The sequence below is a fragment of the Niastella sp. sgz303648 genome (genome assembly GCF_059587045.1).
The window spans coordinates 1,245,601-1,268,770 of sequence record NZ_JCAPSW010000001.1; the positions used below are offsets into that span (position 1 = coordinate 1,245,601).

General features: G+C 45.1%; 17 protein-coding genes. 1 reads left to right on the forward strand and 16 read right to left on the reverse strand.

Translation table 11 applies throughout. From position 1 onward, the window contains the following. Positions 1-35 precede the first annotated feature (35 nt). From AC59IL_RS04305 to AC59IL_RS04345, 9 genes are all read right to left on the reverse strand, one after another. Positions 36-1,175, reverse strand: a complete 1,140-nt coding sequence (locus AC59IL_RS04305; protein WP_496550851.1) for a glycoside hydrolase family 88/105 protein — start codon at positions 1,173-1,175, stop codon at positions 36-38. A gap of 196 nt (positions 1,176-1,371) precedes the next feature. Further along, the gene (locus AC59IL_RS04310; RefSeq protein ID WP_496550852.1) at positions 1,372-4,251 is read right to left on the reverse strand and encodes an exo-beta-1,4-galactosidase; all 2,880 of its coding nucleotides are present in this window, start codon (positions 4,249-4,251) and stop codon (positions 1,372-1,374) included. 128 nt (positions 4,252-4,379) lie between these two features. Next, positions 4,380-5,180: a rhamnogalacturonan acetylesterase gene (locus AC59IL_RS04315; protein WP_496550853.1), complete on the reverse strand. Its 801-nt coding sequence runs from the start codon at positions 5,178-5,180 to the stop codon at positions 4,380-4,382. Position 5,181: 1 nt separating this feature from the next. Continuing rightward, positions 5,182-7,176, reverse strand: coding sequence for a rhamnogalacturonan lyase (locus AC59IL_RS04320; protein WP_496550854.1), 1,995 nt, complete (start codon positions 7,174-7,176; stop codon positions 5,182-5,184). Positions 7,177-7,239: 63 nt separating this feature from the next. Beyond that, positions 7,240-8,715, reverse strand: a complete 1,476-nt coding sequence (locus tag AC59IL_RS04325; RefSeq protein WP_496550855.1) for a glycoside hydrolase family 28 protein — start codon at positions 8,713-8,715, stop codon at positions 7,240-7,242. Between the two features lie 248 nt (positions 8,716-8,963). After that, on the reverse strand, positions 8,964-9,278 hold the full coding sequence (locus tag AC59IL_RS04330; RefSeq protein WP_496550856.1) for a hypothetical protein: 315 nt from the start codon (positions 9,276-9,278) through the stop codon (positions 8,964-8,966). Positions 9,279-9,317: 39 nt separating this feature from the next. Further along, positions 9,318-9,764 (reverse strand): hypothetical protein, encoded by a 447-nt coding sequence (locus AC59IL_RS04335; RefSeq protein ID WP_496550857.1) that lies wholly within the window; start codon positions 9,762-9,764, stop codon positions 9,318-9,320. A gap of 79 nt (positions 9,765-9,843) precedes the next feature. After that, positions 9,844-10,656, reverse strand: coding sequence for a glutaminyl-peptide cyclotransferase (locus AC59IL_RS04340; RefSeq protein WP_496550858.1), 813 nt, complete (start codon positions 10,654-10,656; stop codon positions 9,844-9,846). A 2-nt stretch (positions 10,657-10,658) separates the two neighbouring features. Then, positions 10,659-10,937 carry a hypothetical protein gene (locus AC59IL_RS04345; protein ID WP_496550859.1) on the reverse strand — a complete coding sequence of 93 codons (279 nt, stop codon included), beginning with the start codon at positions 10,935-10,937 and terminating at the stop codon, positions 10,659-10,661. Between the two features lie 262 nt (positions 10,938-11,199). Here AC59IL_RS04345 and AC59IL_RS04350 point away from each other — a divergent pair, with 262 nt between their 5' ends. Continuing rightward, positions 11,200-11,631, forward strand: coding sequence for a nuclear transport factor 2 family protein (locus tag AC59IL_RS04350; protein WP_496550860.1), 432 nt, complete (start codon positions 11,200-11,202; stop codon positions 11,629-11,631). Between the two features lie 353 nt (positions 11,632-11,984). Here the strand turns inward: AC59IL_RS04350 and yiaK are convergent, their stop codons facing one another. From yiaK to rhaM, 7 genes are all read right to left on the reverse strand, one after another. Beyond that, on the reverse strand, positions 11,985-12,992 hold the full coding sequence (yiaK, locus tag AC59IL_RS04355; protein ID WP_496550861.1) for a 3-dehydro-L-gulonate 2-dehydrogenase: 1,008 nt from the start codon (positions 12,990-12,992) through the stop codon (positions 11,985-11,987). A gap of 192 nt (positions 12,993-13,184) precedes the next feature. Continuing rightward, complete coding sequence (locus tag AC59IL_RS04360; RefSeq protein ID WP_496550862.1) at positions 13,185-15,962, reverse strand: family 78 glycoside hydrolase catalytic domain; 2,778 nt, start codon at positions 15,960-15,962, stop codon at positions 13,185-13,187. A gap of 298 nt (positions 15,963-16,260) precedes the next feature. After that, positions 16,261-17,601, reverse strand: coding sequence for a rhamnogalacturonan acetylesterase (locus AC59IL_RS04365; RefSeq protein WP_496550863.1), 1,341 nt, complete (start codon positions 17,599-17,601; stop codon positions 16,261-16,263). 102 nt (positions 17,602-17,703) lie between these two features. Further along, positions 17,704-19,053, reverse strand: a complete 1,350-nt coding sequence (locus AC59IL_RS04370) for a glycoside hydrolase family 88/105 protein (RefSeq protein ID WP_496550864.1) — start codon at positions 19,051-19,053, stop codon at positions 17,704-17,706. Positions 19,054-19,774: 721 nt separating this feature from the next. Beyond that, entirely contained in the window at positions 19,775-21,187 is a 1,413-nt protein-coding gene (locus AC59IL_RS04375; protein WP_496550865.1) for an FGGY-family carbohydrate kinase, read from the reverse strand. A gap of 95 nt (positions 21,188-21,282) precedes the next feature. Beyond that, positions 21,283-22,557, reverse strand: a complete 1,275-nt coding sequence (locus AC59IL_RS04380) for a sugar isomerase (protein ID WP_496550866.1) — start codon at positions 22,555-22,557, stop codon at positions 21,283-21,285. A gap of 186 nt (positions 22,558-22,743) precedes the next feature. Continuing rightward, entirely contained in the window at positions 22,744-23,058 is a 315-nt protein-coding gene (gene rhaM, locus AC59IL_RS04385) for an L-rhamnose mutarotase (RefSeq protein ID WP_496550867.1), read from the reverse strand. Positions 23,059-23,170 lie beyond the last annotated feature (112 nt).

Here is a 23,170-nt window from a genome sequence, read left to right on the forward strand (position 1 = left end):
ATTGTGACCTTTTCTTTTCTACCGACATTATGTCCCTACGGGAGATGCCTTTTAAACTTATATAGTTCACTACCTGCCAGCAAAAAACAGCCCAGGCCATAATCTTCAAAATCGGGAATATGATCGTAGGTAACCGGTTGTCCATCCTTTGGTTCTTTACCGGTGCCCTGAACATAACCCAGCATACCATCGGCATGTACGCAATCGGTTACCATGGCATTCCAGGCTTTGAGCGCAACGGGCAAGTATGTTTTTTTATCGATCATATTATTGTTGATGCCCCAGGTCATACCATACACAAACAAAGCGGTACCACTTAGTTCTTTACCGCCAAAATGGGTGCTGTCGTGCAAACTCACATTCCAGAAGCCATCTGTACGTTGAATGGGAAGCAATGCCTGCAACATATCTTTATAGTCCTGCAGGTATTCATTATAGTGGGCATCTGTTTTTGGCAATTGCTGTAACACACGCACCAGCGCGGCTACCACCCAGCCATTGCCACGGCTCCAATAGCAGTTGCTACCGTTGGGCTCTGTATAAGGGGGATCAAAATCCTTATCGCGCCACCACAGGTGCTCAGCAGCATTGTATAAGCCTTTATCGCCCTGTTTGTATTTGGTATAGGAGTACATTTCATACATCCTGCTGAAGTAGCTGGTGTCGTTGTATAAAACGCCCAACCGTACAAACACCGGCATGCCCATTTCCAGGGCATCTATCCAGGTCCAGTCATCAACCTTTTCGGTTGCCTTCATCGCATCGATCGATGCTTTGATATCTTTTATGCGTTCTTCTTTTTTATCGATATGATATAAGTCGATATAGGTTTGTCCGCAACATTGGTTATCGGCATTGCGTGTTTCAATACCGCTGCGCAGCCCCCAATTGTGTTTGGCGCCCCAGTCAACCGCGTAATCATAGTATTCCTTCTTTTTATCGACGGCATATAGCGCCATTAAGCCTTCATAATAAACGGCGCGCGTCCAGATATTGCTCGGGCGTTCCGTATTGGTAACGATGCTTTTTCCGGCATCGGGCCATTTGTTCATGAAGTACTGGTTGGTAAGGCGCATTACGTTCAACACATCTTTTTTCGATGGCGCTTTTTGCGCAAATCCTCCTATGAGAATAAATATCGCTGTTATTAAGAGAAGTGCTTTTTTATGGAACATAACAATGTTTCTGGTTTGTGGTTTGTAGTTTGTGGTTCATCCGGCCGATCTATCCCTGTTTATTTCAGATCGTTACAATTAATAGATATAAATGTAAAAAGTGCTTTCAATATTGTAAATTTTAAAGAGGTTAGAAAAATACAAGACCAGATCAAATTGCGGCAGCAACTACAAACCATAAACTACAAACCATAAACTAATTTATTTTCGGTCTTAATTCATCCGGACTTCCATTGGTATACGCATTCCAGGTTTCGCGCGAGGGTTGCGTGAATAAGGCTTGTATGGCTGACAACTCCACGGTTGATGAAGGGTTAAAGGCTTTTGATTGTACATAATTTTGCAAACTATACAATAACTGGCGCGCAGCCGGACGGTTGCTGAGGTTATTTTTCAGATCAACACTGCACATCAACAGTTTTCCTTTACCAACTTTCGCTTCCAGTATCAATGCCAGCTTACGGTTCATGAACCAGGTGTCGATGGGTTGCAATACGGGTTCAAAACCTGTTGGAAAATCTTCGAGATGCATGACCTGTGCTTTATTTACAATATCCCACCACTGCAAATCGCTGTGGTACGTAGCCGGAAAATCATGAAAGGCCGGATGTTTGGGATCGCATAAAATACCCAGCGTATGCGGAGGGCGCATTTTAAACCAGCTGGTATTCCAGAAAACCGGTGTAAAATAACTCACGACTTCTTTTCCTTTCAAAATTTTACCCGCTGCCTGCAAAAATACCGTACCGCCGTTTTGCAGCAGGGCGGTGGCTGTTGAATCGAGGCTATCGCAATAATATACATTCGCCGTATTCGTTACTTCGGGTACTGATGCCGGAAATACCCAAATGTTCCAGTCGTTGCCATACGATGTACCCGCCACGGAAATATCGAGATTTAAACGGGTAGCTGTTTTTATGGATGCCAAGGGATATTCAATTTTACCAACCGGTAAACAATTGCCCAGCGGATAATCTTTTTTATCAAACGATCCATTGGCGATTCCTTTGCCGGTACTGTCTTTCAATACCCAGTTGATGACTGTATTCTTTAATTCACCGCCGCCATAATTAAACAATTCCACTTCGGCAGTAAATGTACCATCGTTCGTGTACTCGAACGATGGCGTGCGTATCAAAGGCACTACAGCATTACAAAAGCGTTTTATCTGCTGCGGAGTTACATAGGGTTTGCTTTGCCATAAGGCATTCAGCATGCCTACAAGCGCCGTACCCTGACCGGGAAAGTCCTGTAAACCGAGCAACTGAAAACCGGCCAGTCCTTTTGTACGCAACGTTTTTTCTATCTCATTTTTATAACACAATACCTGCAGTTTACCACTGGCCATTAAAAACTGTTTTGCCTTACCCGCCATACCATGTTCTGCAAGGTCCTCCTGAAACACTTCAAAGTTTTTGGCTTTGTAAACACCGGTGTATTTATTTATTTCAGAAAAATCGGGAAACACACACCACTGCCCCATTTCGTGCACCACATAAGGTACCGTAAAATTCTTTATGGCGGCATAATAATCCGAATCGCTTTCAGGGCGGGCGCCCGTCCATTTTAATCCGCGGGCTCCTGCCTTTACCATATATTCATTATCGGGCACCAGCGGCCAGCTGTTGCCCACCGAAGCACCGGTGTAAACCCGGCGTTTGTCTTTCGCCTGCCAGTAATGAATAAACGCGGTTAAAAATTTTACCTGGTTACGGCCGGCCGGTTCGTTGCCTCCCGGTGCTTCCATACAAAAAGATGCATAATTGCCATACCAGGTTGCCATGCGGTTGGTTTCTTCGTACATATAATTGTCTACCGGACGGCCATCGCCTAATGAGGTGCCATGATTTACCCAACCGGGTCCTTCGGGCTGTAAATAAAAGCCGGTTTTATCGGCCGCAATAAAGGCCGCTTCGGGCGGGCACCAGGAGTGAAAACGTATATGATTTAATCCATGCGCTTTGGCGGTATTGAACAACCGTTCCCACGATGCAACATCCATAGGCGGATAACCGGTTAACGGAAATTCGCAGTTGTTAACCGTTCCGCGTAAAAAAACAGGAAGGCCATTGACCACAAAGCCGGTACCCTGCGTTTTAAATTCACGCATGGCAAACTGAATATCTTTTTCGTGCATTGTGCCTTTGTTCGTTTCAACCCTTACGTGCAGAGTATACAAGGCCGGGTTAAATTCATTCCACAACTGCAATGCTTCCGTCATGGGTAACTCTATTTGCAACACAGCCGGTTTTGCCGTATCGCCACTGGCAGTAAACGACTGGCTTACTGCAGGCACTATATGTTGTGCTGTGCTGTTAAATAATTTTGCACTTACTGAAATTTTTCCCTCTGTCACCTGCATACTTTTAATTGTCAGCTGCACCAACGCTTTTTTATTGGCTACATCGGGATATACCTGTACATCGTGTACCCATACAGGAGGCATAGCATTCAACGCTATTTTACCAATAATGCCATTCCAGTTGCCTTCGGTATGATCGGTTAAACTATGCGAGTCGGGCCCTACATTGATCTCTTTTATTCGATTATCGATGCGAATGGTAATGGTATGTTTGCCGGGTGTAAGGTATAATGACAGATCGTATACATGCGGCGCTACCAGACTGTTTTGCATACCGGTTTCCTTATCATCGACCCACACTGTGGTTTCGGTATGACATCTTTCCAAAAACAGTTCAACATGTTTGCCTTTCCAGTTAGCAGGGATAGTCACTTCTTTCTGATACCAGGCCGCGCCGGTATAATATTTTGAAGGGGTAAGCCAGAACGGGAATTTAAGGTTGCCGGGCTGCCGGTATTTTGCCATACGCGGATTAAAATACCAGCTGCTGTCGTATATGCTGCCCGTCCATTTTGTTTGAAGGGTTACTTCATCGCCTTTTCCATTGGTGAGCATGGAGCCGGGCAGTTGTATATTGTCGTTTAATTTTTTGCTGAACCACCGCTCGCCGATGCCTGCATCGTTACGATCGATCTGAAACAACCAGTTACCGGCGAGGGAAAGGGATTGGGCATTGCTGATAACCGGGGCGCATATTATTAGCGCAAATGTCATGATTTTAAAAAGACTACGTTTGTCCCGGCCCCCGGTTCCGAGCCTACGGCACGGCAAAACATTTGCCACAATTCTTTCTACCGACATTATGTGCCTATGGCACGAAGAAAACATCTTTATCATCATTATTACTTCAGGTATTTTTTCAGGTCGCATTTTTTTAAAGATTGAATGCCTTTCACAACCATTTCAGCATTTATCTGTGATCCTTCTTTATTAGGATGCGTATGATCTTTTGGAAAGAACTGTTTTACCGAATCAGCCCCTAACGCATCGTACCGGTCGGCAATCAGGTCGTTTAAAGGAATAAAGAACGCATTACCGGCTGTAGCTACTTCTTCGGCCCATTTACCATAGCTGCCATTGGCGCGTTGGGTTTTGCCCTCTTTAAATTCATTTCTCGGTACCGGCGAGCATACAATGGCCACAGCGCCTTTTGCTTTGGCATCACTGATGTATTTACGCATATACCACCCGTAAGTATGCACTACTTCGTTTATTTTTCGAATGGGGTTATAAATTGCGGCCGAATCGTCTCCGGTTCCTTTAATGGTACCTCTGGCGCGGGCTGTATCATCGAGCGGACCGCTGTCGTTATGCCCGAACTGCATAATTACATAATCACCGGCTTTCAGGCGTTCGAGTATGCGGTCCCACCGGCCGTCGGTTATAAAAGTACGGCTGCTTCTTCCGCCAATGGCATGGTTCTGCACCTGAATACGTGTAGTATCAAAACTGGCTGCAATCAAACTTCCCCAGCCCCACAACTGGTCTTTACCCGATCCATCGCCATTGCGAACCGTTGAATCGCCGATAATGTATAAAACGGGTTTTTCGGACTTCCATAATACAAAAGACGAAAATACAATCAGCAGACTGCCGGCGATGAACAAACGGAACAGTCTTCGGCGAGGGGGACAAGTAATCATGCTATTTATTTTTTGCATTGTTGTTATTCAATCTGTTTTCGATAATAGTTATATTCGGGCGAGGGGGCATGCTCATGCCTTCGCCCATATAAAAACCGGTATGCGGGGGCTGATTATAAGCCACATTCTGCCATACAATACTCAGCCGGTATTGCGGGTCCTGCATTAAAGTATAAAACTTATATGTTGTAGGAATGGTGGTGGTGAAAATGCGCAGCTCGCTGTTATCTTTTGTTCGATAGATCAGTTCTTCGCGCCAGTCGCCCAGTATATCGGCCGACAAACAGGGATTTGATTTGGTGCCGTTATTCTTTTCACAATTAAAATCCCTTGCATCGAACATGCGCCACATAGTACTGTTCGTATAATTCCATTTGAAAACAAATGTACCGTTCAATATTTCGCTCAGCACATCGCCATCCCAGTAGATGCCCATATTACAGGGCGGCGTTTTATCTGATATTTTATTGCCTTTGCAATCGAACAGATCGGTAATACCGGCGCCGGCCACCCAGCACTCGTAGCCTTTGTAGCGCGGGTCGATATCAAGCGCCAGCGCACGACCCGGACCTTCGCCATCTTCACCGGCTGCCACTGATGCTTTCTTCCAGATCACTTCACCGGTTTTTGCATCCCTGAAGTTGGCGCCGGCATCATCGAAACGTTCCTGTGTTGAAAACACTTCCAGACCGGGTCTTTCAGGGTCAAGGTCCGAAACATGCAGCGCGTCAGCATGACCAATTCCCGTTGTATACAATCCCTTACCGTCATCATCAACCGTCATTTGTCCGTATACAATTTCATCTTTGCCATCACCGTCCACATCGGCAACGGTTAAATTATGGTTGCCCTGCCCGGCGAAAGCGGCATTTCCTTTATCGGTATCAAATACCCAGCGTTGTGTGAGTTTGTTATCGTGCCAGTCCCAGGCGGCTAGCACGGTGCGGCCATAATAACCGCGGCACATGACCAGACTTGGATGCACCCCATCGAGATACGCCACGCAGGCCAAAAAGCGATCAACCCGGTTGCCATAGCTATCGGTACGTCCAATGCCCCATCCGTTGATTTTACCGCGCGATGGTACATAAGCGGTAGTATATAAGGCTGCGCCTGTGCGGCCATCAAAAACAGTGAGGTATTCGGGCCCTTCAAGAATACGGCCTTTGCTGTTGCGATAATCTTTTGTTGAATCGCCGATTACTTTGCCCTGTCCGTCGATGGTGCCATCGGCCGTTTTCATGGCTACTTCGGCCCTGCCATCGCCATCGAGGTCGTACACCATAAACTGCGTGTAGTGCGCTCCTTCGCGAATGTTTTTACCGAGGTTGATCTGCCATAAAAAATTGCCGTCTAAAGTATACGCCTGAATAATGGGCGGATCGGTAAAACCGTCCTGAGAGTTATCTTTTCCCCGGCCGGTTTGATGTAATATAATTTCATAGGTGCCATCGCCATCGAGGTCGCCCACACTGGCATCGTTGGGCGTATATCCTTCAGGCGTTTTTAACGGAATAGAAATATAGGCGGGTGCGCCGGCTTTTACGGTATAAGTGCGAGTATCTTTTTGTTCCTTGCCGTTTACAATGGCAGCTACCTGGTAGGTATAGGTTTTGGCAGAGTCTGTTTTTTCATCTAACCACGATGTAACTGCTGTAACAGGCGCTGCATTTACTTTCACCGCTTTGGCGCCATCGACCGACCGGTAAATATTGAAAGAAATATTATTGCTATCTGTTGCCAGTAAACGCCAGCTTACAAAAATAGCGCCTTTTCCGTCGGGCATGGCTACAAGGCCGCGATTTAAGAATTCCATCTGACGTTGCGCAGGAGCAGTTATATAAACAAGCAATGTGCAGATGAGGCAGGTTATTTTGTTTCTGGTTTGTGCCCGCCCGGATGACCCGGTCGGACGGGGTTTGTGGTTTATGGTTGCTGCCGCAATTTGATCAGATGCAGTATTTATTATCAGCAAACTATTGAATACTTTTTTCATTTTAATAAAATTGATTGAACTCAGATTGCCTGAACTAAAGAACAATAAACCATAAACAATAAACTATAAACTCATTCCAACTGAGTTCGTCACCTGCAACTGTGCACCATCTGCCCCCTTAATCGTTACATTATCAAACACCCAGCCGCTTCCAAAGCTCACGGCGCCGGCTGCATTGCCCTGTATATCTACATTAATAAATTGAAAATTTTCTAAAAGCGATTCTTTTAGTCCAGCTGCATTGATCACTTTTTTAACGCCCACAGCTTTTATATCAGAAACATAAACATTCTTAAAGTGCGGTATGCCTTTTTCGGCAGGCTCTACTTTGGTGAGCATTACCTTCCAGTGATGCGGTAACGAATCATAATTATAACCAGGGGGTAAGGTACTATAGCTATACGAAGGATTCCAGTTCATGGTAAACTGAAAAGCAGTGCCTACACTGTCCATTTGTATATTCTGAAAATAAATATCGTCAATGGTACCGCCACGGGTAGTGGCCGATTTAATATGCAATCCATTGCCGGTGCCTTTGCCGTGCAAACCGGTGGCAAATACATGGCGTATGCCACCACTGGTTTCACTACCGAGGGTAAGCAAACCGCCACCCTTGCGGGCAATGCAATTACGGATCACTACATATTCGGTTGCACGGTTCACGCGCAATCCGTCGTAATCGCGTCCGGCCTTCAAACAAAAATCGTCGTCGTTACAATCTATATCGCAGTTTTCGATCAGCACCCACGACGAAGAATCAACATCAACCCCATCGGTACTGGGGCCTTTGCCGTCTTCGTTGTTGCGCACTATTATTCCGTTAACTGTTATATATTTTGAATACAGTAGTTGCACTGTCCAGAAACCGGCATTTTTAATAGTTACTTCCTTCAATGAAACATCTGTAGCGTTTTGTACCAGAATGGTGCGAACACGTTTGGCATCGTAGTCAACGATCCAGCGCAATCCTTTTGGTTCATACTCTTTTCGCATGGCCCAATACTTATCCCAGCAAAACTTACCCCGGGCATTGATGACGCCATTGCCGGTAATGGCTACATTGTTTTGATCAATAACGTTGATCAAAGCAGCAGGCCATTTCATTTCAATACCGGCAATGCGGGTATTGATCTCAGGATAATCGGCAAAATGCTGACTGCCGAGCAGTTCAACCTCTTTATCGATCTGCAGCTGCACATTGCTTTTAAGAAACAGGGCGCCGGTTACATAACTGCCGGGTGAAAAAATAACTTTGCCACCACCTGCTTTCGCACAGGCATCAATGGCTGCCTGAATGGCTTTGGTATTGAGGGTTTGCCCGTCGGCTACCGCTCCGTATTGACTTACATTGACTGTTTTTTGGGATGAAGGGAACTTGCGGGCGCCTGTTTTCCGGGTCCAGTCAGGCTCTTTATTACTGAAAGAGGATGCTTTTTGCTGTACAATGGCCTGTTGCGCTGTTCCTTTACCAATTGTATTACAGGCAATAAAAATAAGTATACAAGTTCTTAATAAAAACAACCGCTTGATCATGGGCATAGCAATCTAAGACCTTGTAAAGTAAAGGTTATAGAGAGCGCAGCTATCCTGAGGCGTCCTGCAGGTTGCCGGATACCAGTTTCCGGTTACCGGATACCAGATGCCGAATACCAGTTATCAGTTAGCGGTTACCAATTAACTGTGCTTTAATTCAAAGTTGTTAAGACTGAAGATCCAGAGCTATGCCTTGTAACCTGAAACCTGCAACCTGTAACAGGCAACTGGTAACCGGTATCTGGCAACTGATTTTAATGTAATGCTTCGAGGGGGTTGGGTGCGGCCTGTGCACTGGCAAGACTTTTATTGAACGCGTGCAGTTTTGCAATAACGCCTGTAACCAGTTTTGAAATGGCAATGATGGCAGTAATGAGCAGAAAGGTTAATACAAACATACCGGCGGCTAACAGTCCGTTGTTGATAGAATAATTTTGAACCACATTGGTTCCCGAATAGTGCGGCTCAATAGCTGAAACGCCGCGCAGTTTAAATTCAATAAATGCTCCTGTTACCAGTAAGGAGTTGAGTAAGGAAGCCGCTACTAAAAAAGGCCAGTTGTTTCGCATGGGTGAATGGTGTGAAGGTTTATAAATAAGATTAGCTGTTTACATGTTAATGTCATCATAGTACACCAAAAACCACTTACCATTTTTAAGTCTGAACCGTCGCTCAACCTTGAAGCCGCTTTGATCTATCCAGAATTTTTCCGTAACAAGCGTATCGGTCATGGTAAGACTGTGTCTGCAATCGAGCGTATCTACGTCAAGGCTCACGGGTGTTTTTAAAAATTCCCAGTTTTTGGTTGACCAGGTGGTATTCTCGAGATCATTAACACATTGACCGCCGATGGGAAACTTTATTCTTGATAACTGGAAGGATGAGTCGGAGTGAAATTTAGAATTGAATTCGTCGAACGATTCCATGCCTGCCTGGTTGGCAATATTGGCTAAACCAGGTGGCGCCTGAATGGGAAGGGGAGCCGGCTTTTTGCTACTCCGGTTACAGGCAACCAATGCGCTCACAATCAGGAACAGAAACTGGTAAGGTTTCATAGTGATTAAATTAAGAATTAAACTAATATCACACCATCCGTCTGTTCCTTTATGAAACCAAATTCCGTTCCTGTTCGCTTTAATGGGGAAAACTTATTTCATATATATTGGGCCACATTTTTCCGGTGATATAAAAAGTGTGTGCTGTTGAGTCCCATGCAATGCCATTCATTTCCATGGCGCCGGGGAAGCGGTCCCTTGCTTTTTGATCGAGTGAAGTACAATCGAGGCGGCCAACCACTTCGCCGGTTTGGGTATTTATTTTAATGATGTTACTTGTAGTATAAATATTGGCATACAAAAATCCGTTTACAAACTCCAGCTCATTTATCTGCAAAACCGGATCGCTCAATTCTGTTACACGGAGTATTTTGACAACCTTAAAATCGGTTGGGTTCAGATAGCTGATGTTGCTGGTGCCATCGCTCATGATCAAACTGGTACCGTCGGTTGTAAGCCCCCACCCTTCGGCGCTGGCTATAGGAAACGAATCGAGCAGTTTGAAAGTTTTGGCATCATATACAAAACCTTTTTTGGCTTTATAAGTTAGCTGGTATAGTTTATCGTGCAGAAATACGACGCCTTCGCCGAAATAGCTTCTGTTGATCTCGACCTTTGCATCGATTTTACCCGAGGTTAGGTTTACCGGGCCAGCCACCGACCGGGTTTGCAGCAGATCGGGCGGAGAGCCGGTACTTTCGAACAAAGCGCCGTTATGAAACAATAATCCTTCGGTATAGGATGTAGTATCGTGCGGCAGATACCGCTTTACTGAATAATTGATAACAGGAGTTGTTTTTTTAACCGGTTTACCGGAGTTATCATTGCCTGAACTGTTGTTGCAGGAAGAAAATACAACCACTGCCAGGCAGAAAAGCAAAACTTTATTCACTATTAAAATATTATAGTTAAAATCTTATCAGAAAAAGTCATGATAAGAACAATAATTATCGTTTCTGTAAGCCAGATATAGCCTGCCGGCATTTTAAATAATAACTTCAATGCAACATCGATCATAATCACAAAAACTAACACCGGCAGAATCATATAGATATATAATATGCTCCACCCATCTGTACTATTCATCTGAATTAAGCTGATGATAAATACAACAAGACAAACCACAGCAGCCAAAACGCAGGGAGAGAGCATGTAAAACCAGTTTTTTTTCATGAGGATTTATTATAAGTTCCACCAACTGTCTGGTTAAGGAAATTAATCAAACCGGTAAAGCCGGCAAAATATTTACGTTTAAAATTCTGAAAAAACAGGCCAAAGACAGTATCGCGCACATACGGTTTTGGGCTTGTGTATCGAACAGCAAACAGGCAGAGCAATATTTATTTGCCTGGTCAATAAGCAAGGACAATTTCGTATATTTAGTAACGGTCACCAATGACCCGGTTTACCTGCAACCATTAAAAATTTAACCTATATGACAAAACTATTGCTTTTCTTTTTACTCGCCATAACGCTTCAAAGCGCATTTGCACAAAACAAGGATATTGAAACATTAAAACAACTTAACCAGGACAAGCTGAACACGCTCCCGAAAAAAGACGCCACCACCCTGAGTAAATTATTGGCAGACGACTACGTATATATAGATTCCAGGGGAATAAAATGGACGAAAACTGATTTTTTGTATCTGTTAAGCATATCAGAAACCATTTCAATAAACATCGACAGTTCTGATGTACGAATACTTGCCGATAATGTTGGGGTTCTCACTGCCTATACAACTTTTATTATGAAAAAAGGCATTAAAGAAATTATCGGGCACAACTGCTACCAGGATATATATGTAAAAAGAAATGATAAATGGATGGCCGTTGCTACCCATATGAACCTGTTGACCGTGAAATAAACCGGTGAGGCCGGCTTGCAGGGTAACGGAAATATCTGCTTCTGCAAGGGTCAAACTTGTAAGATAACAAAGATACAAGGTCGTAGACAATTTAATAAACAGTAGGTTTCCGGCCCCTGACAGGTCAAAAGTGCTATCCCAGGCCTATCATCGGCGGGCATCGGGAAGAACAAATTATTATTGGTACCTCTTGAAAATGCTCATTGGGAATGCTGGTATTTCGCATTATGGTTGCCTGGTGAATCGGTGTACGAAAGTTTTAGATTTTATATGGAAAAACAGTTGCAAAGGCTGGAGGATAACTAAACCCTACAAACACGAATGATCAAAAGGCCTGTACCAGGCGCCTGACCTTACAGGCCCTGAATCTGCTCCCACACCTCATTTACCACCGGTATCCCCTTTTCCAGATTCCTCTTCCTCGTTTGCAGCACCCTTTCACCGGGAAAGGTGATGTGCTTGTTATTTTCGGGTATTGATCCGTGATAATCGGTTATGATGTTTTCTACCACCTGTGCAATGGCGCTGTAATTGCCGAGCTTGCTGATGTCGATCGCAATGAACACCTGCGACAATGATATTTCGGTTGCTTTTTGTGAAATTTCATGAACCGATAAACCGCCCGACAACACTGCAGCCAGTATATCGAGCAGCAAGGCCAGGCCCGCTCCCTTCCAATAACCTATAGGCAGCGGACGGCGTGATGCACGAATAGCTGCCGGATCAGTGGTGAGTTGTCCGTTGGTATCGTAACCTCCATACACGGGCAGCTGTTCATTTTTCATGGAGGCCAGTTCCAACGCCCCGAACGAATACTGGCTCATGGCCATATCAAGCACAATAGCTTCGTTGTTATAAGGCAGCGCCATTACGAGCGGATTATTACCCAGTTTATTGTCTTTAGCTCCCCATGTGGGCATCAAACTGGTGGTGTTCGTCCAGCCTATGAAAACAAAACCGGCTTTGGCGGCCTGCCAGCCATAGGTACCGCCCCGCATCCAGTGATTGGTATTGGCCAGTGCTGCACAGCCAATGCCGTTCTGTTGCGCCAGCTGCATGGCGCTATTGGTGGCATGTACCGCATTCAACACACCGGGGCCCATATTACCATCCCACTGTTGCACGCCGCCCCATTGATGTTTTAATGAAGGCACCGCATGTATATCGATAAAACCTTTTTGAATATACTCTACAAAGCGCGGAAACCGGTTTACGCCGTGTGTGTAAACGCCATCTACACTGTTGGCAGTGAAAATTTCGGCGCACTGCAAAGCCCTGTCGAACGTAAATCCATGTTTGAGTAAAATGTTATTGAAGAGTAGCTGCATTTCGCCTGCGGGAACGAGGATGGTTGTTGACATAGTTGAAGGTTACAGGTTACACAGGTTACACAGGTTACACAGGTTACAGGTTGCAAGTTACAGGTTTCAGGGAACTAAAAAAGCGTGTCGCGTTTTGAAATGCGACACGCCTGTAAGATTGTATTTCGGTCCTGCGATCCTTCGACTCCGCTCAGGACACTATAAAAACCCCTTCGACTTCGCTCAGGACCCTTAACGAATAATAAATTTATACTTACCCGATCCTATTTTGAATATTGCTCTGCCATTTACATTTCCCATCGGTTTTATTTCGCGGTGCATGGCCATTGGCGTGTTGCTTTCGAGTATGGTTTTATCGGGCGGCGCAGGCAAATAGAGCGTTGCCGTTGTGTTTGCCGGTATAATAATGGTAAATACCCTGAAAGAATACTGGTGGTCCCACTCACTGTAAATATTTCCGTATGGCGACTGGAATGTGGCATTGCCTTTATCCAAACCAATGATCGGTTCGGGATTGATGACAATATTTTTATACGCTACAGAAGTATCTTCCTGTTTAATACCCGCCGCACTGTTGAAAAACCATTCCATCACATGGCCCAGCATTAAATGGTTATTCGACACTTCTTCAAGGGCAGCCCACGATTCGGTTAATGCGGTGGCGCCTTTTTTCACCTGAAAACCATAGCCGGGTACCTTATCGCTGCTATTCATATCATATACCATTTGCGATGCACCGTTATCGGTTAAGGCCTTTACGAGAAAATGAAAGCCTATATCACCGGCGGTCAATGCACTTTCATTGGTGATAAGTTCGGTCTTCAATGCATCCATCACACCTGCTTTATTATTATCATCTACGAGGCCAACACATAAAGGCATGGCCATGGCTGTTTGGCTGCCGGTTGCATATATTTTTTTTGATGCATCATAGAACTTATTGTTGAAGGCTGTTTTTACTTCTGCTGCAAGCGCGGTATACTGGCCGGCCTCGGCAGGCTTTTGCAGCAATTTGGACATTTGCGCCAGCAACTTAATATCGTAATAGTATATAGCGGTAGCGGTTAATTCTTTTGGCGTTAACTGTGCAATGCCGGGAAATTTGGGTCCCAGATCGTACCAGTCGCCCAAACCATGTGATAATATATTTCCGTTCGCCTTACTTTTCAGGTAAGCTACGTATTTGGTCATCATGGGCCAGGCGTTCTGAATTACGGTTTTATCGCCATACCATTGATAAATGAGCCAGGGTAATATCACCGATGCACTACCCCACTCCGGTGAATCGCGGAAACCGTCGTCGAATTGTATAAACTCCGGAGCGATGTCGGGCACCAGTCCTTCAGGCGTTTGATCGGCCATCATATCGGCTACCAGCTTTTTATACAGCTCGTATACATCATAATTAAAATGTATCGATTCGCCCATCAGGTAGGTTTGCTCGAGCCAGCCGAGTTTTTCGCGGTGCGGACAATCAGTTACCACGCTTTGCAGGTTGCTACGAATGGCCCAGTCGATCAATGAATAAATGTCGTTGATCATATCATCCCTGCACTCAAACCTGCCTATTGAAACAGCTTCTGATGTATGCTCCATTTTCAGTTCCGTAAGTTGGGCTTTCATTCTTTTGTCGGGCATGCTGTCGGGAGATGCTCCGGCCACTTCTACATAACGGAAGCCATAATAGGAGAATCGGGGTTCCCATTCCTCAACACCTGTACCTTTACATGTATATGAAAAATAGTATGGTTTGCCCGAAGCCTTTTGATTGATGCCTTTATCTTTTGTGATCAGCTCACCGGGATAAAATCTTATGGTTTGTCCTTTTTGACCTTTTATTTTAATCTTAATAATACCGCTGGCATTCTGTCCAAAATCGAACAGGTAACTGGTGTCACTCACCTTAACTGCTGTTTGGGCAGGCAGGGTTTTAATCACTTTAACAGCTGTACCAGGTTCTGCCATTAGTTTACCGGCAGGCGCTTTTACAACCATAGCTGCTTTCCAGGCGCCATCGTTAAATGCTGCTTTATCCCATCCATCCTGTTCAAGGTTGGCGTTGTAATCTTCACCACCATATATACTCGAAAAAGTGATGGGGCTTTGCGCTGTTTTCCAGGTATTGTCGCTTATTACTTCTGTTTTTGTTCCGTCGGTATATTCTACCACCAGCTTCATGATCATTTTCGGATTGCCGTAGGCGATCAATCCTTTGCGATACCGGTCGTTCGGTACATTATAAAAGCCATTACCCAGCATAACGCCAATGGCATTGTTGCCGTTGGCAAGCAGGGGGGTAACATCTAATGTATTGTATAAAACACGTTTATCGTAGTTGGTCCAGCCGGGGCTTAGGAAGCGATCACCTACCCTTGCACCGTTGATGTGCAGTTCGTATTGGCCCAAACCGGTGATAAAGGCAGTTGCCTTTTTAACCGGCTTGCTTACTGCAAATGTTTTACGCAAAATGGGCAGGGTATGGTTACCGCTTACCACGTTTTGATACTCTTTTCTTTTCATGGGTGCATGCACGCCAGGCACATACCGTTTCGAAGGGTCCAGTTCATCGAAACCGATCCACTGGGCATTGCTCCAGTCAGATGATTGCAACAACCCTATTGTAAACGAACCAACTTCGCTCCATGCCGAGGCGGTGGTTTGGTTATCCCATACCTGTACTTTCCAGTAATAAGTCTTCGACGGTTGCAGCGGCTTACCGCCATAGGGAACCCATAATGATTGTTCGCTGTTCACTTCTTTGGTATCCCACACGTTACCGGTATTGAGAGCCGCCTGTACCGAATCATCAGAAACGATTATACGATAACGGGTTTGTAATATGGCACGCGCGGTTGATTGCAATTGCCAGCTGAGACGGGGCTGCAGGGTTTCGATGCCGGCAGGATTGGGAAGGTTTTCACAGCGTGGATTGACTACTTTGATTTGTGCGCTAACCTGTACTATTCCAAACAAACCAGCACACAGTGAAACAAGTATGTGTTTTTTCATATTGCGATATAAGATATTGAATGGGTGTTTTTTCTACTATATAAAAAAACGGTATAAGTATCACATTATTATATTACAAATAGCCGGCAGGTTACAAACCCGCTGAAAATCAATGTGCAATATAATATGCGGGTCAAAGTAATAATAAAAATGTCAAAAAGGCAAGCCCTGAGCGTAGTCGAAGGGCGGATGTCTCAGGCATTGAGCGTAGTCGAAATGCGCATGGGCAGGTCCTGCGCACACCTCGACTACGCTCGGTACGCTTTATGCTGTCCTTCGACTCCGCTCAGGACCTCTTTCAATTTCCATCGGGTTTTGTACTGCCGGCCGATGGGCTTAATGGCCAATACCAGTTTTGCAGCGGATCGGGGTGCGCCGGATCAAACGAAATGGCGTCTTTTATCAGGTATTTGGTGATCGGCAGCTTCGCTTCCATCATTCCTTTTACTACGCAGCGGGCCAGTTCATAAGCGCCATAGGGGCTGAAATGGGTATTATCCTGCAAAGGCTTGTCCTGACCGGGAAATGAATTTGCCGGATAATGCACAAATGCTTTGAGTGATTGCTCAGGCCCCCATGCCTCATACAGTGTTTTACTCATGGCGTTCAAATCAATCACGGCTACGTTTTCTTCATGGGCAGTTTGCCGCATGGCTTCGGGATAATCGCCCAATGTGTTTATGATATAACCGGTTGAATCAAAATTTCTGCGGTGCATGGAAGTTACCAATACGGGTGTGATGCCTCTTTTGCGGGCTTCGGCAATCCATTCCTTTACGGTTTGCTTATAGGTGGTAAACGCATCGAGGTGGTTGCCGCCGGGCTTCTGATCGTTATGGGCAAATTCAATAAATAAATAATCACCGGGTTTAGCCATGCTCCATATTTTATCGAGTCGCCGTTCGCCTTTAAATGCTTTCAGCGTTTCGCCCGACTCGGCATAATTGGCTATTGCAATGGCGCCGGGTTGAAAAAAACGCGGCACCATTTGTCCCCAGGCAGCCCATGGTTCGCGGTCCTGATCAACAACGGTTGAATTACCGGCCAGAAAAACAGTAGTAGCTTTTGTATTGGGTGTTATTTCAAGGGCGCATATCTTAGGCAGCGAATCATTAAATTCAAGAGTAAGCAAATTATCCCAGTGCAAATAAGTTACCTCGCGTTGTTTCAGCCGCACATGATTTACAACCGTATTATGATCATCTCTGATCAAACTGTCTTTTACATGTACCGTAAAAGATGTGGTTATTACTTTTCCCAATTGGGTCCTTATATTTTCCAGCATCAGCCTGCGGCATTCAGCCCGCACGGTGGTGGCAGATGTGCCTTTAATATCACCCAGTATAATTTTTACATCGTAGTTGCCATCGGGTAATTTTACTGAAAAATAAAAGGGCTTGTCACCGGTTATATAATCACTGATAACCGGTTTATTACCGCCTCTGTTTACAGCCTTTACTTCGGAACCTTTATCAAAACCATAGCCAGTGTTATATGAAAATGTTGTTGATGGCGTAACCGCTATATATCCTTTGGAGGCTTTGCCTGTACCGAAATCGAATTTGAAGCTGGCAGTTTGTTGGGCATTGGTTGTGAGAAAAAGAGTGCCTGATACTATTGTTGTGAAAAGTACTTTCATTGATAAGGAATTACCTGAATGATTTTGAGATTTCGGGATTTCGGGATTTTGAGACTTTGTGATTTAAATCCATAAATCTCTAAATCCCGAAATCAAAAAATTTCATTTGTAGTACTGTAACGAACTATCATTGATCTTAAAGGAATCGTTCTTTACAAGACGCAGCATTTCGGCTCCGGCCAGCAGCACCGGTCCATAACCATGTGCGGCAAATACATTTACAGGACGGTGATAATAAAATGCCGGATCGAAGGCCATGCCGGTGCCAACACAAACACCTTCTACCTGACCTGTTTCATTTACTTTAGCAGACACTGCATTCCAGGCCAGCATGGCCATGGGCGCATAAGCCGCCGCATCGAGCCAGCCTTTGTTGCAGGCATGCGCAATACAATAGGCATAAATAGCAGTGGCAGATGTTTCGAGGTATGAATCGGTACGATTTAATAACTGGTGCCAGAAGCCCGAACCTGATTGTAATGCAGCCAGTCCTTTGGCATGCGCACGCAACTGATCTAACACAAAGGCACGGCCGGGATGATTTTCGGGCAGTACATCCAGCAATTCAACAGTTGCCATTATAGCCCAGCCATTGGCGCGCCCCCAGTAAAAAGCAGGATGCGGTTCCATACCCTGAACCCAGCCATGCATGTACAATCCTTTTTCTTTATCGAACATGCGTTGTGCAAACTGACGGATCTGTTTCACTGCATCATCATAATATTTTGTATTGCCGGTTAGCTTTCCCATTTGGGCCAGCGCCGGCACGCTCATGTACAGGTCATCTAACCATAATGTATTTTTTTGCGGGCGGTTACGCGCCAGCGTTCCATCGGGCAAACGATATTCTTTATTGCTGATGTAGTTAATATAATTATCAATTAATGGGCGCAGCTCGTTGTTAACACCGGCCCTGGTGGCTTTGATCATGGCTGCACATACAGCGCCGGCATCATCCAGCGCATGCGGATCAATGGGTTGCCGCAATACGTAATTGCCTTTTAAGGTACCATCGGCCACTTTCTTTTTGATGGCCGGTACCCATTGCGCAATAAACGACAAGCGTTTTTTTACATAATCGGTGTACCGTGTATCGCCGCTGGTTTCGGCAGCCAGCAACATGCCGCTGTACGTAACACCCCATTCATAGGCCGTTAACCTGAAATCGCCGGGTTTAATACCATATGCCGTATCGAACGTTGAGGCATCGGTTACCAGCTGCCCTGTTTGCCGGTTGATCATTTGTGCAGGAGTAACGGCATCGAGGTAATTATAAACTTTGTCGAGCACTTTTTTAATATCCTGAGCCTGCATGGCGCCATAGGGCACGGGGTAATCGGGTTGTAAAGCGTGCAAGGGAGCGGTTACATCGTTGCCCGGTTTTTGTGGTACCTGGGCGGCTGCAGTAAGCGAAGCGGAGATGAAAAGTAATGTCTGAATCGTTTTCTTCATACGGGAATCGTCAATGGTGAATGGTGAATGGTGAATGGTGAATAGTCAATCATTTGCCTGTTAGTTAAAATTACTTCCACATCATATCCTGCTCATCCTGTTCTATCCTGCAGTGGCAATGTACTGATCATTCTTTAAAAAGAAAAACCGCTCTGTATTGGCCAGGCGGTTACCTACTCTGTTTTTATTTTAATTAATCCCAGCTTAAATCCGCACTGGGGTGTTACCCATGTATGATAAAACATGTCTTTCTTATAATCATACATCACACCATTAACAAACCCGTTAAATGTTTCAAACTTTTCTTCCTGATATGTCTATGTGTCGCAGCCTATCTGTATCAGGGCCGTACTACGCCCGTAGATGACTCCTATATGCCCCCTATATGCCCCCTATATGCCTCCCGGTTATCCCCTATTATTAGTAAGGCAGCAGCAAGACAATAGTAAGAGAATAGTAAGGAAATAGTAAGAGAAAGATTGGTAAATCGCGGCGGGAAAAACTTTTTTGCTTTCTTATGATACTATGCAATAATACTATATCCTGTCACAAAAATTGTACCGGTTCAGTAAAAAAAATGCGACCCGATAGACATCAGGTCGCATACTTCTTAAACGATTGCTTATTGTCTCCCGGTCGCTTATCGGGATATTTTGCTTTTTGCTTATTGCCTTTGGTCCTGAGCGAAGCCAGCCCGACTGTTGGCGGGTCGAAGGATTGCCTATTGCCCATTGCCTATTGCCAGTTGCCTGCCTGCCGGTTTATAAAATTTCAAATCAATCAGCTCCGGCGAAGCGATTTGTTTATTCCAGGCATTGTGTACAGCCAAAGCAGCGCCCAGTGAAGATGCCTGCGCCATAGAGGCGGCATACACTTCATGACCGGGAAATGCATTGGCAAGCAACTGCATGTATATCGGATTACGACTGAACCCGCCATCAACGAATATTTTTTTAACCGGACTATTATTCAAAACGAGGTTTAGCGAGGCTATCTGTTGGTTCATTAAATCGCTCATGAACTGATGGTAGGCCGCTTCATACGTAGCAAAGCTGCCCAGGTCGCGTGCGCCAAAGACAGAACCCTGTACCATAGCGGTTTTTCCGGCTTTGGCATCAGACAACACCCCGGCAACCGATGCTGTACCTGTCAGCAATGCTGCATCAAATGCTACTGTTTTATAATAGTCTATCGATACATTGAAGTGTGCCGCCAGCCTTTTCGTTTGTTGCTCATGTTCATATCCGGCAAACAGGCGCGAAGCCTTTATGGGTTTGCCGCGATATTCCATATAGCACAAACAGTCCTGCTGCAGTTCTTCATAGGTTAACCTTGTTTGATTGAATGGGTTTAAACTGATGCACCAGGTCCCTGTTGATATCAGCACAAACGGCTCGGTAAAATAAAACAGGTATGGGATCAGCGCTGCCGAACTATCGTGCAAACCAACGCCGGTTAATAAGGCATGGCCCTGCCATTGCGAAAACATCAGCTGATCTGATGGAAAAATAGGAGCCAGCTTTTCATTGATCCCTTCGCGGTATATCCATTCGTGATAATGATTCTGTGGATAGTTCCACAAAGCGGTATGACAACCAATACTGGTAATATCAGAATAGGCCCTGCCGGTAACCAGGTAACTCAGGTATTGCGGCAAATGCAGCGAATAGCGTATCTGATCGAATAGTTCGGGCTTCTGTTGTTTCAGGCGGTACAATTGCATGCCTGCATTCAAGTTGCCCAGTGTTGGCGATGCCGTGTGAATTGAAAAAGCTATTTCACCGCCATACTTTGGATAAAATTCCTCCTGTAACGGTGCCGGATAGGGCTTCAGGTAATTGTATAAAGGCGTTACCGGTTTGCCTTCGCGGTCGATGTGTACAAAACTGGCGCCATAGGTTGAAAAATTCAATACATGTATGCGCAGTTTCTTATTAAAAAATATCTCCTGTAAACATTGATTTACCCATTGGCTGAGCGCTGTCAGGTTTTCACAGGCATCTCCGTCTTCATCGGTAATCTCATCAAACTGTTCCGTTTTTTCGAGCACTATGTTGTAGTGTTCATCAAACAGGAACAACTTTTTGTTTGTTTTACCTATGTCGAATATTGCTATGACGGAATTTTTATTCATCGTGGATGAGTACAAAAGTTGCAGGTTGCAGGTTACAAGTTACAGGGAAACCACAGATGTACCCTGAAACCTGGAACCAGTAACTTGTAACCGTTTTATAATCCTGTGGCTACAGTTTTCGCGCCACGTTCTTTTATTAAGTGATCTCTTACTTTTAACTGACGGAACAATTGCAACGGATGTAAAGCGGCGCCTGCCCGTAATCCTGCTTCGGCTACCAGCGGGCGTACATCGGTGCGGTAAGCCTGTTGCAAAATTTCCTGCGCTTTGGCTACATCATTAGTCTCCTGTGCGGCTGCCAGTGCTTTTACATCAACCAGCAATGCCTGCGCATAGGCAATTTTAATAGCTTCTACCGATTGCAACAGATCTTCGAGCGGATCTTTTACGTTGTGCGAGGCATCGATCATCCAGCCCAGGTCGGTGGCATGGTTCATGCCTCGGGCATCCATTCCTTCGGCCAGCTCGTTGAATATTAAAAACAACTGATAGGGATTGATGCTGCCCACCGTTAAATCGTCATCGCCGTATTTTGAATCGTTGAAATGAAAACCACCGAGTTTGCCTTCGTTCAGCAACAGGGCAACGATTTGCTCAATATTGGCATTGGGCAAATGGTGTCCGAGGTCAACCAGCGTGTAGGCTTTGGGACCCAGTTTGCCGGCATACAATAACGACTGGCCCCAGTCGCCCACTGTCATTGAATAAAAGTTCGGTTCAAAGGCTTTGTATTCAACGAACATTTTCCAATGGTCGGGCAATGCGGCATATATTTCGTGCAGGCTATCGAGCGTACGCTGAAATGCCTTGCGAAAATTCAACTGTCCGGGAAAACAACTGCCATCCGATAACCAAACGGTAATAGAATCAGAACCTAATTCTACTCCCTGTTTAATTACTTCGATGTTATGTTGAATGGCCTGCTGGCGCACGCCTTTATCGACATGCTGCAACGAGCCGAATTTGTAACTTAATTTCTGATCGGGCTGGTCCTGAAAGGTGTTGGAGTTAACGGCATCAAAGCGCAACCCGTGTTGAGCCGCCAGTGCTTTAACAGCCTGCGCGTTCTTTGGAATATCCCAGGGAATATGCAATGAAATGGCGCCGCTGCTCTGGTTCAGTTTATGAAGCAGTCCAACGTCTTCGATCTTTTCTTCGAGCGTTCGGGGTTCGCCGCCACCCGAAAAACGGCCGAAGCGGGTACCACCCGTTCCCAGCGCCCAGCTGGGTATGGCTATCTGAAATGCGATGAGTTTCTTTATTATTTCATCTGCGTTCGAAACGCCTTCGGCCACAAAATCGAACCGGCGTTTATGTTCTTTCAGAACGCTATTGTTGTATTCGTCTATTTTGTACTTCTCGATCAACATACAATCGTTTTTAAGTTTTTTTGAAAAACTGAGATCCGAAGTTTGAGAAACTGAAGTCTGAAGTCGGAGGTCTGAAGTCTGAAGAACCCGACTAATCAAACCTCATTATTATTCTCTTACTTCCAATTACGAGCTTCTGACTTCCGACTTCTGACATCGGACTTCGGCCTTCTTAGTGCATCCTGCTTACGCCAAGTAAAACACCTCCCTCAACGGAATACTCACCGGCGAATTATCAGGATTGCTTTCCATAATATCTTTCATATATGCCCACCATTTTTGCATAACGGGATGAGCGGGTAAACTGTCGAGATCAACCGGATTATCGATCTTTAAAAAACCGATCAGGCTGTTGGTGGTTTCGTCAAGAAAGATAGAATATTCACTGATGCCGGTTTTCTTCAGCAATTGCTCCAGCTCGGGCCACAATGCATCATGGCGTTTTTTATATTCCGCCTCATGACCTTTGAATAATTGCATCTTAAATGCTACGCGGGACATTTGTTGCTTATTTGTTGATGTTTCTTCTATTTATTCTGAAGTCGGAAGCCGGAGGTCTGAAGTCTGAAAAACCCGACTACTTAAACCTAATCATTAATCTCTTACTTCCAAT

Coding starts and splice junctions, on each gene's coding strand:
- AC59IL_RS04305 (WP_496550851.1), bottom strand. CDS start 1,175: ATGTTCCATAAAAAAGCACTTCTCTTAATAACAGCGATATTTATTCTC.
- AC59IL_RS04310 (WP_496550852.1), bottom strand. CDS start 4,251: ATGACATTTGCGCTAATAATATGCGCCCCGGTTATCAGCAATGCCCAA.
- AC59IL_RS04315 (WP_496550853.1), bottom strand. CDS start 5,180: ATGATTACTTGTCCCCCTCGCCGAAGACTGTTCCGTTTGTTCATCGCC.
- AC59IL_RS04320 (WP_496550854.1), bottom strand. CDS start 7,176: ATGAAAAAAGTATTCAATAGTTTGCTGATAATAAATACTGCATCTGAT.
- AC59IL_RS04325 (WP_496550855.1), bottom strand. CDS start 8,715: ATGCCCATGATCAAGCGGTTGTTTTTATTAAGAACTTGTATACTTATT.
- AC59IL_RS04330 (WP_496550856.1), bottom strand. CDS start 9,278: ATGCGAAACAACTGGCCTTTTTTAGTAGCGGCTTCCTTACTCAACTCC.
- AC59IL_RS04335 (WP_496550857.1), bottom strand. CDS start 9,764: ATGAAACCTTACCAGTTTCTGTTCCTGATTGTGAGCGCATTGGTTGCC.
- AC59IL_RS04345 (WP_496550859.1), bottom strand. CDS start 10,937: ATGAAAAAAAACTGGTTTTACATGCTCTCTCCCTGCGTTTTGGCTGCT.
- AC59IL_RS04350 (WP_496550860.1), top strand. CDS start 11,200: ATGACAAAACTATTGCTTTTCTTTTTACTCGCCATAACGCTTCAAAGC.
- yiaK (WP_496550861.1), bottom strand. CDS start 12,992: ATGTCAACAACCATCCTCGTTCCCGCAGGCGAAATGCAGCTACTCTTC.
- AC59IL_RS04360 (WP_496550862.1), bottom strand. CDS start 15,962: ATGAAAAAACACATACTTGTTTCACTGTGTGCTGGTTTGTTTGGAATA.
- AC59IL_RS04365 (WP_496550863.1), bottom strand. CDS start 17,601: ATGAAAGTACTTTTCACAACAATAGTATCAGGCACTCTTTTTCTCACA.
- AC59IL_RS04370 (WP_496550864.1), bottom strand. CDS start 19,053: ATGAAGAAAACGATTCAGACATTACTTTTCATCTCCGCTTCGCTTACT.
- AC59IL_RS04375 (WP_496550865.1), bottom strand. CDS start 21,187: ATGAATAAAAATTCCGTCATAGCAATATTCGACATAGGTAAAACAAAC.
- AC59IL_RS04380 (WP_496550866.1), bottom strand. CDS start 22,557: ATGTTGATCGAGAAGTACAAAATAGACGAATACAACAATAGCGTTCTG.
- rhaM (WP_496550867.1), bottom strand. CDS start 23,058: ATGTCCCGCGTAGCATTTAAGATGCAATTATTCAAAGGTCATGAGGCG.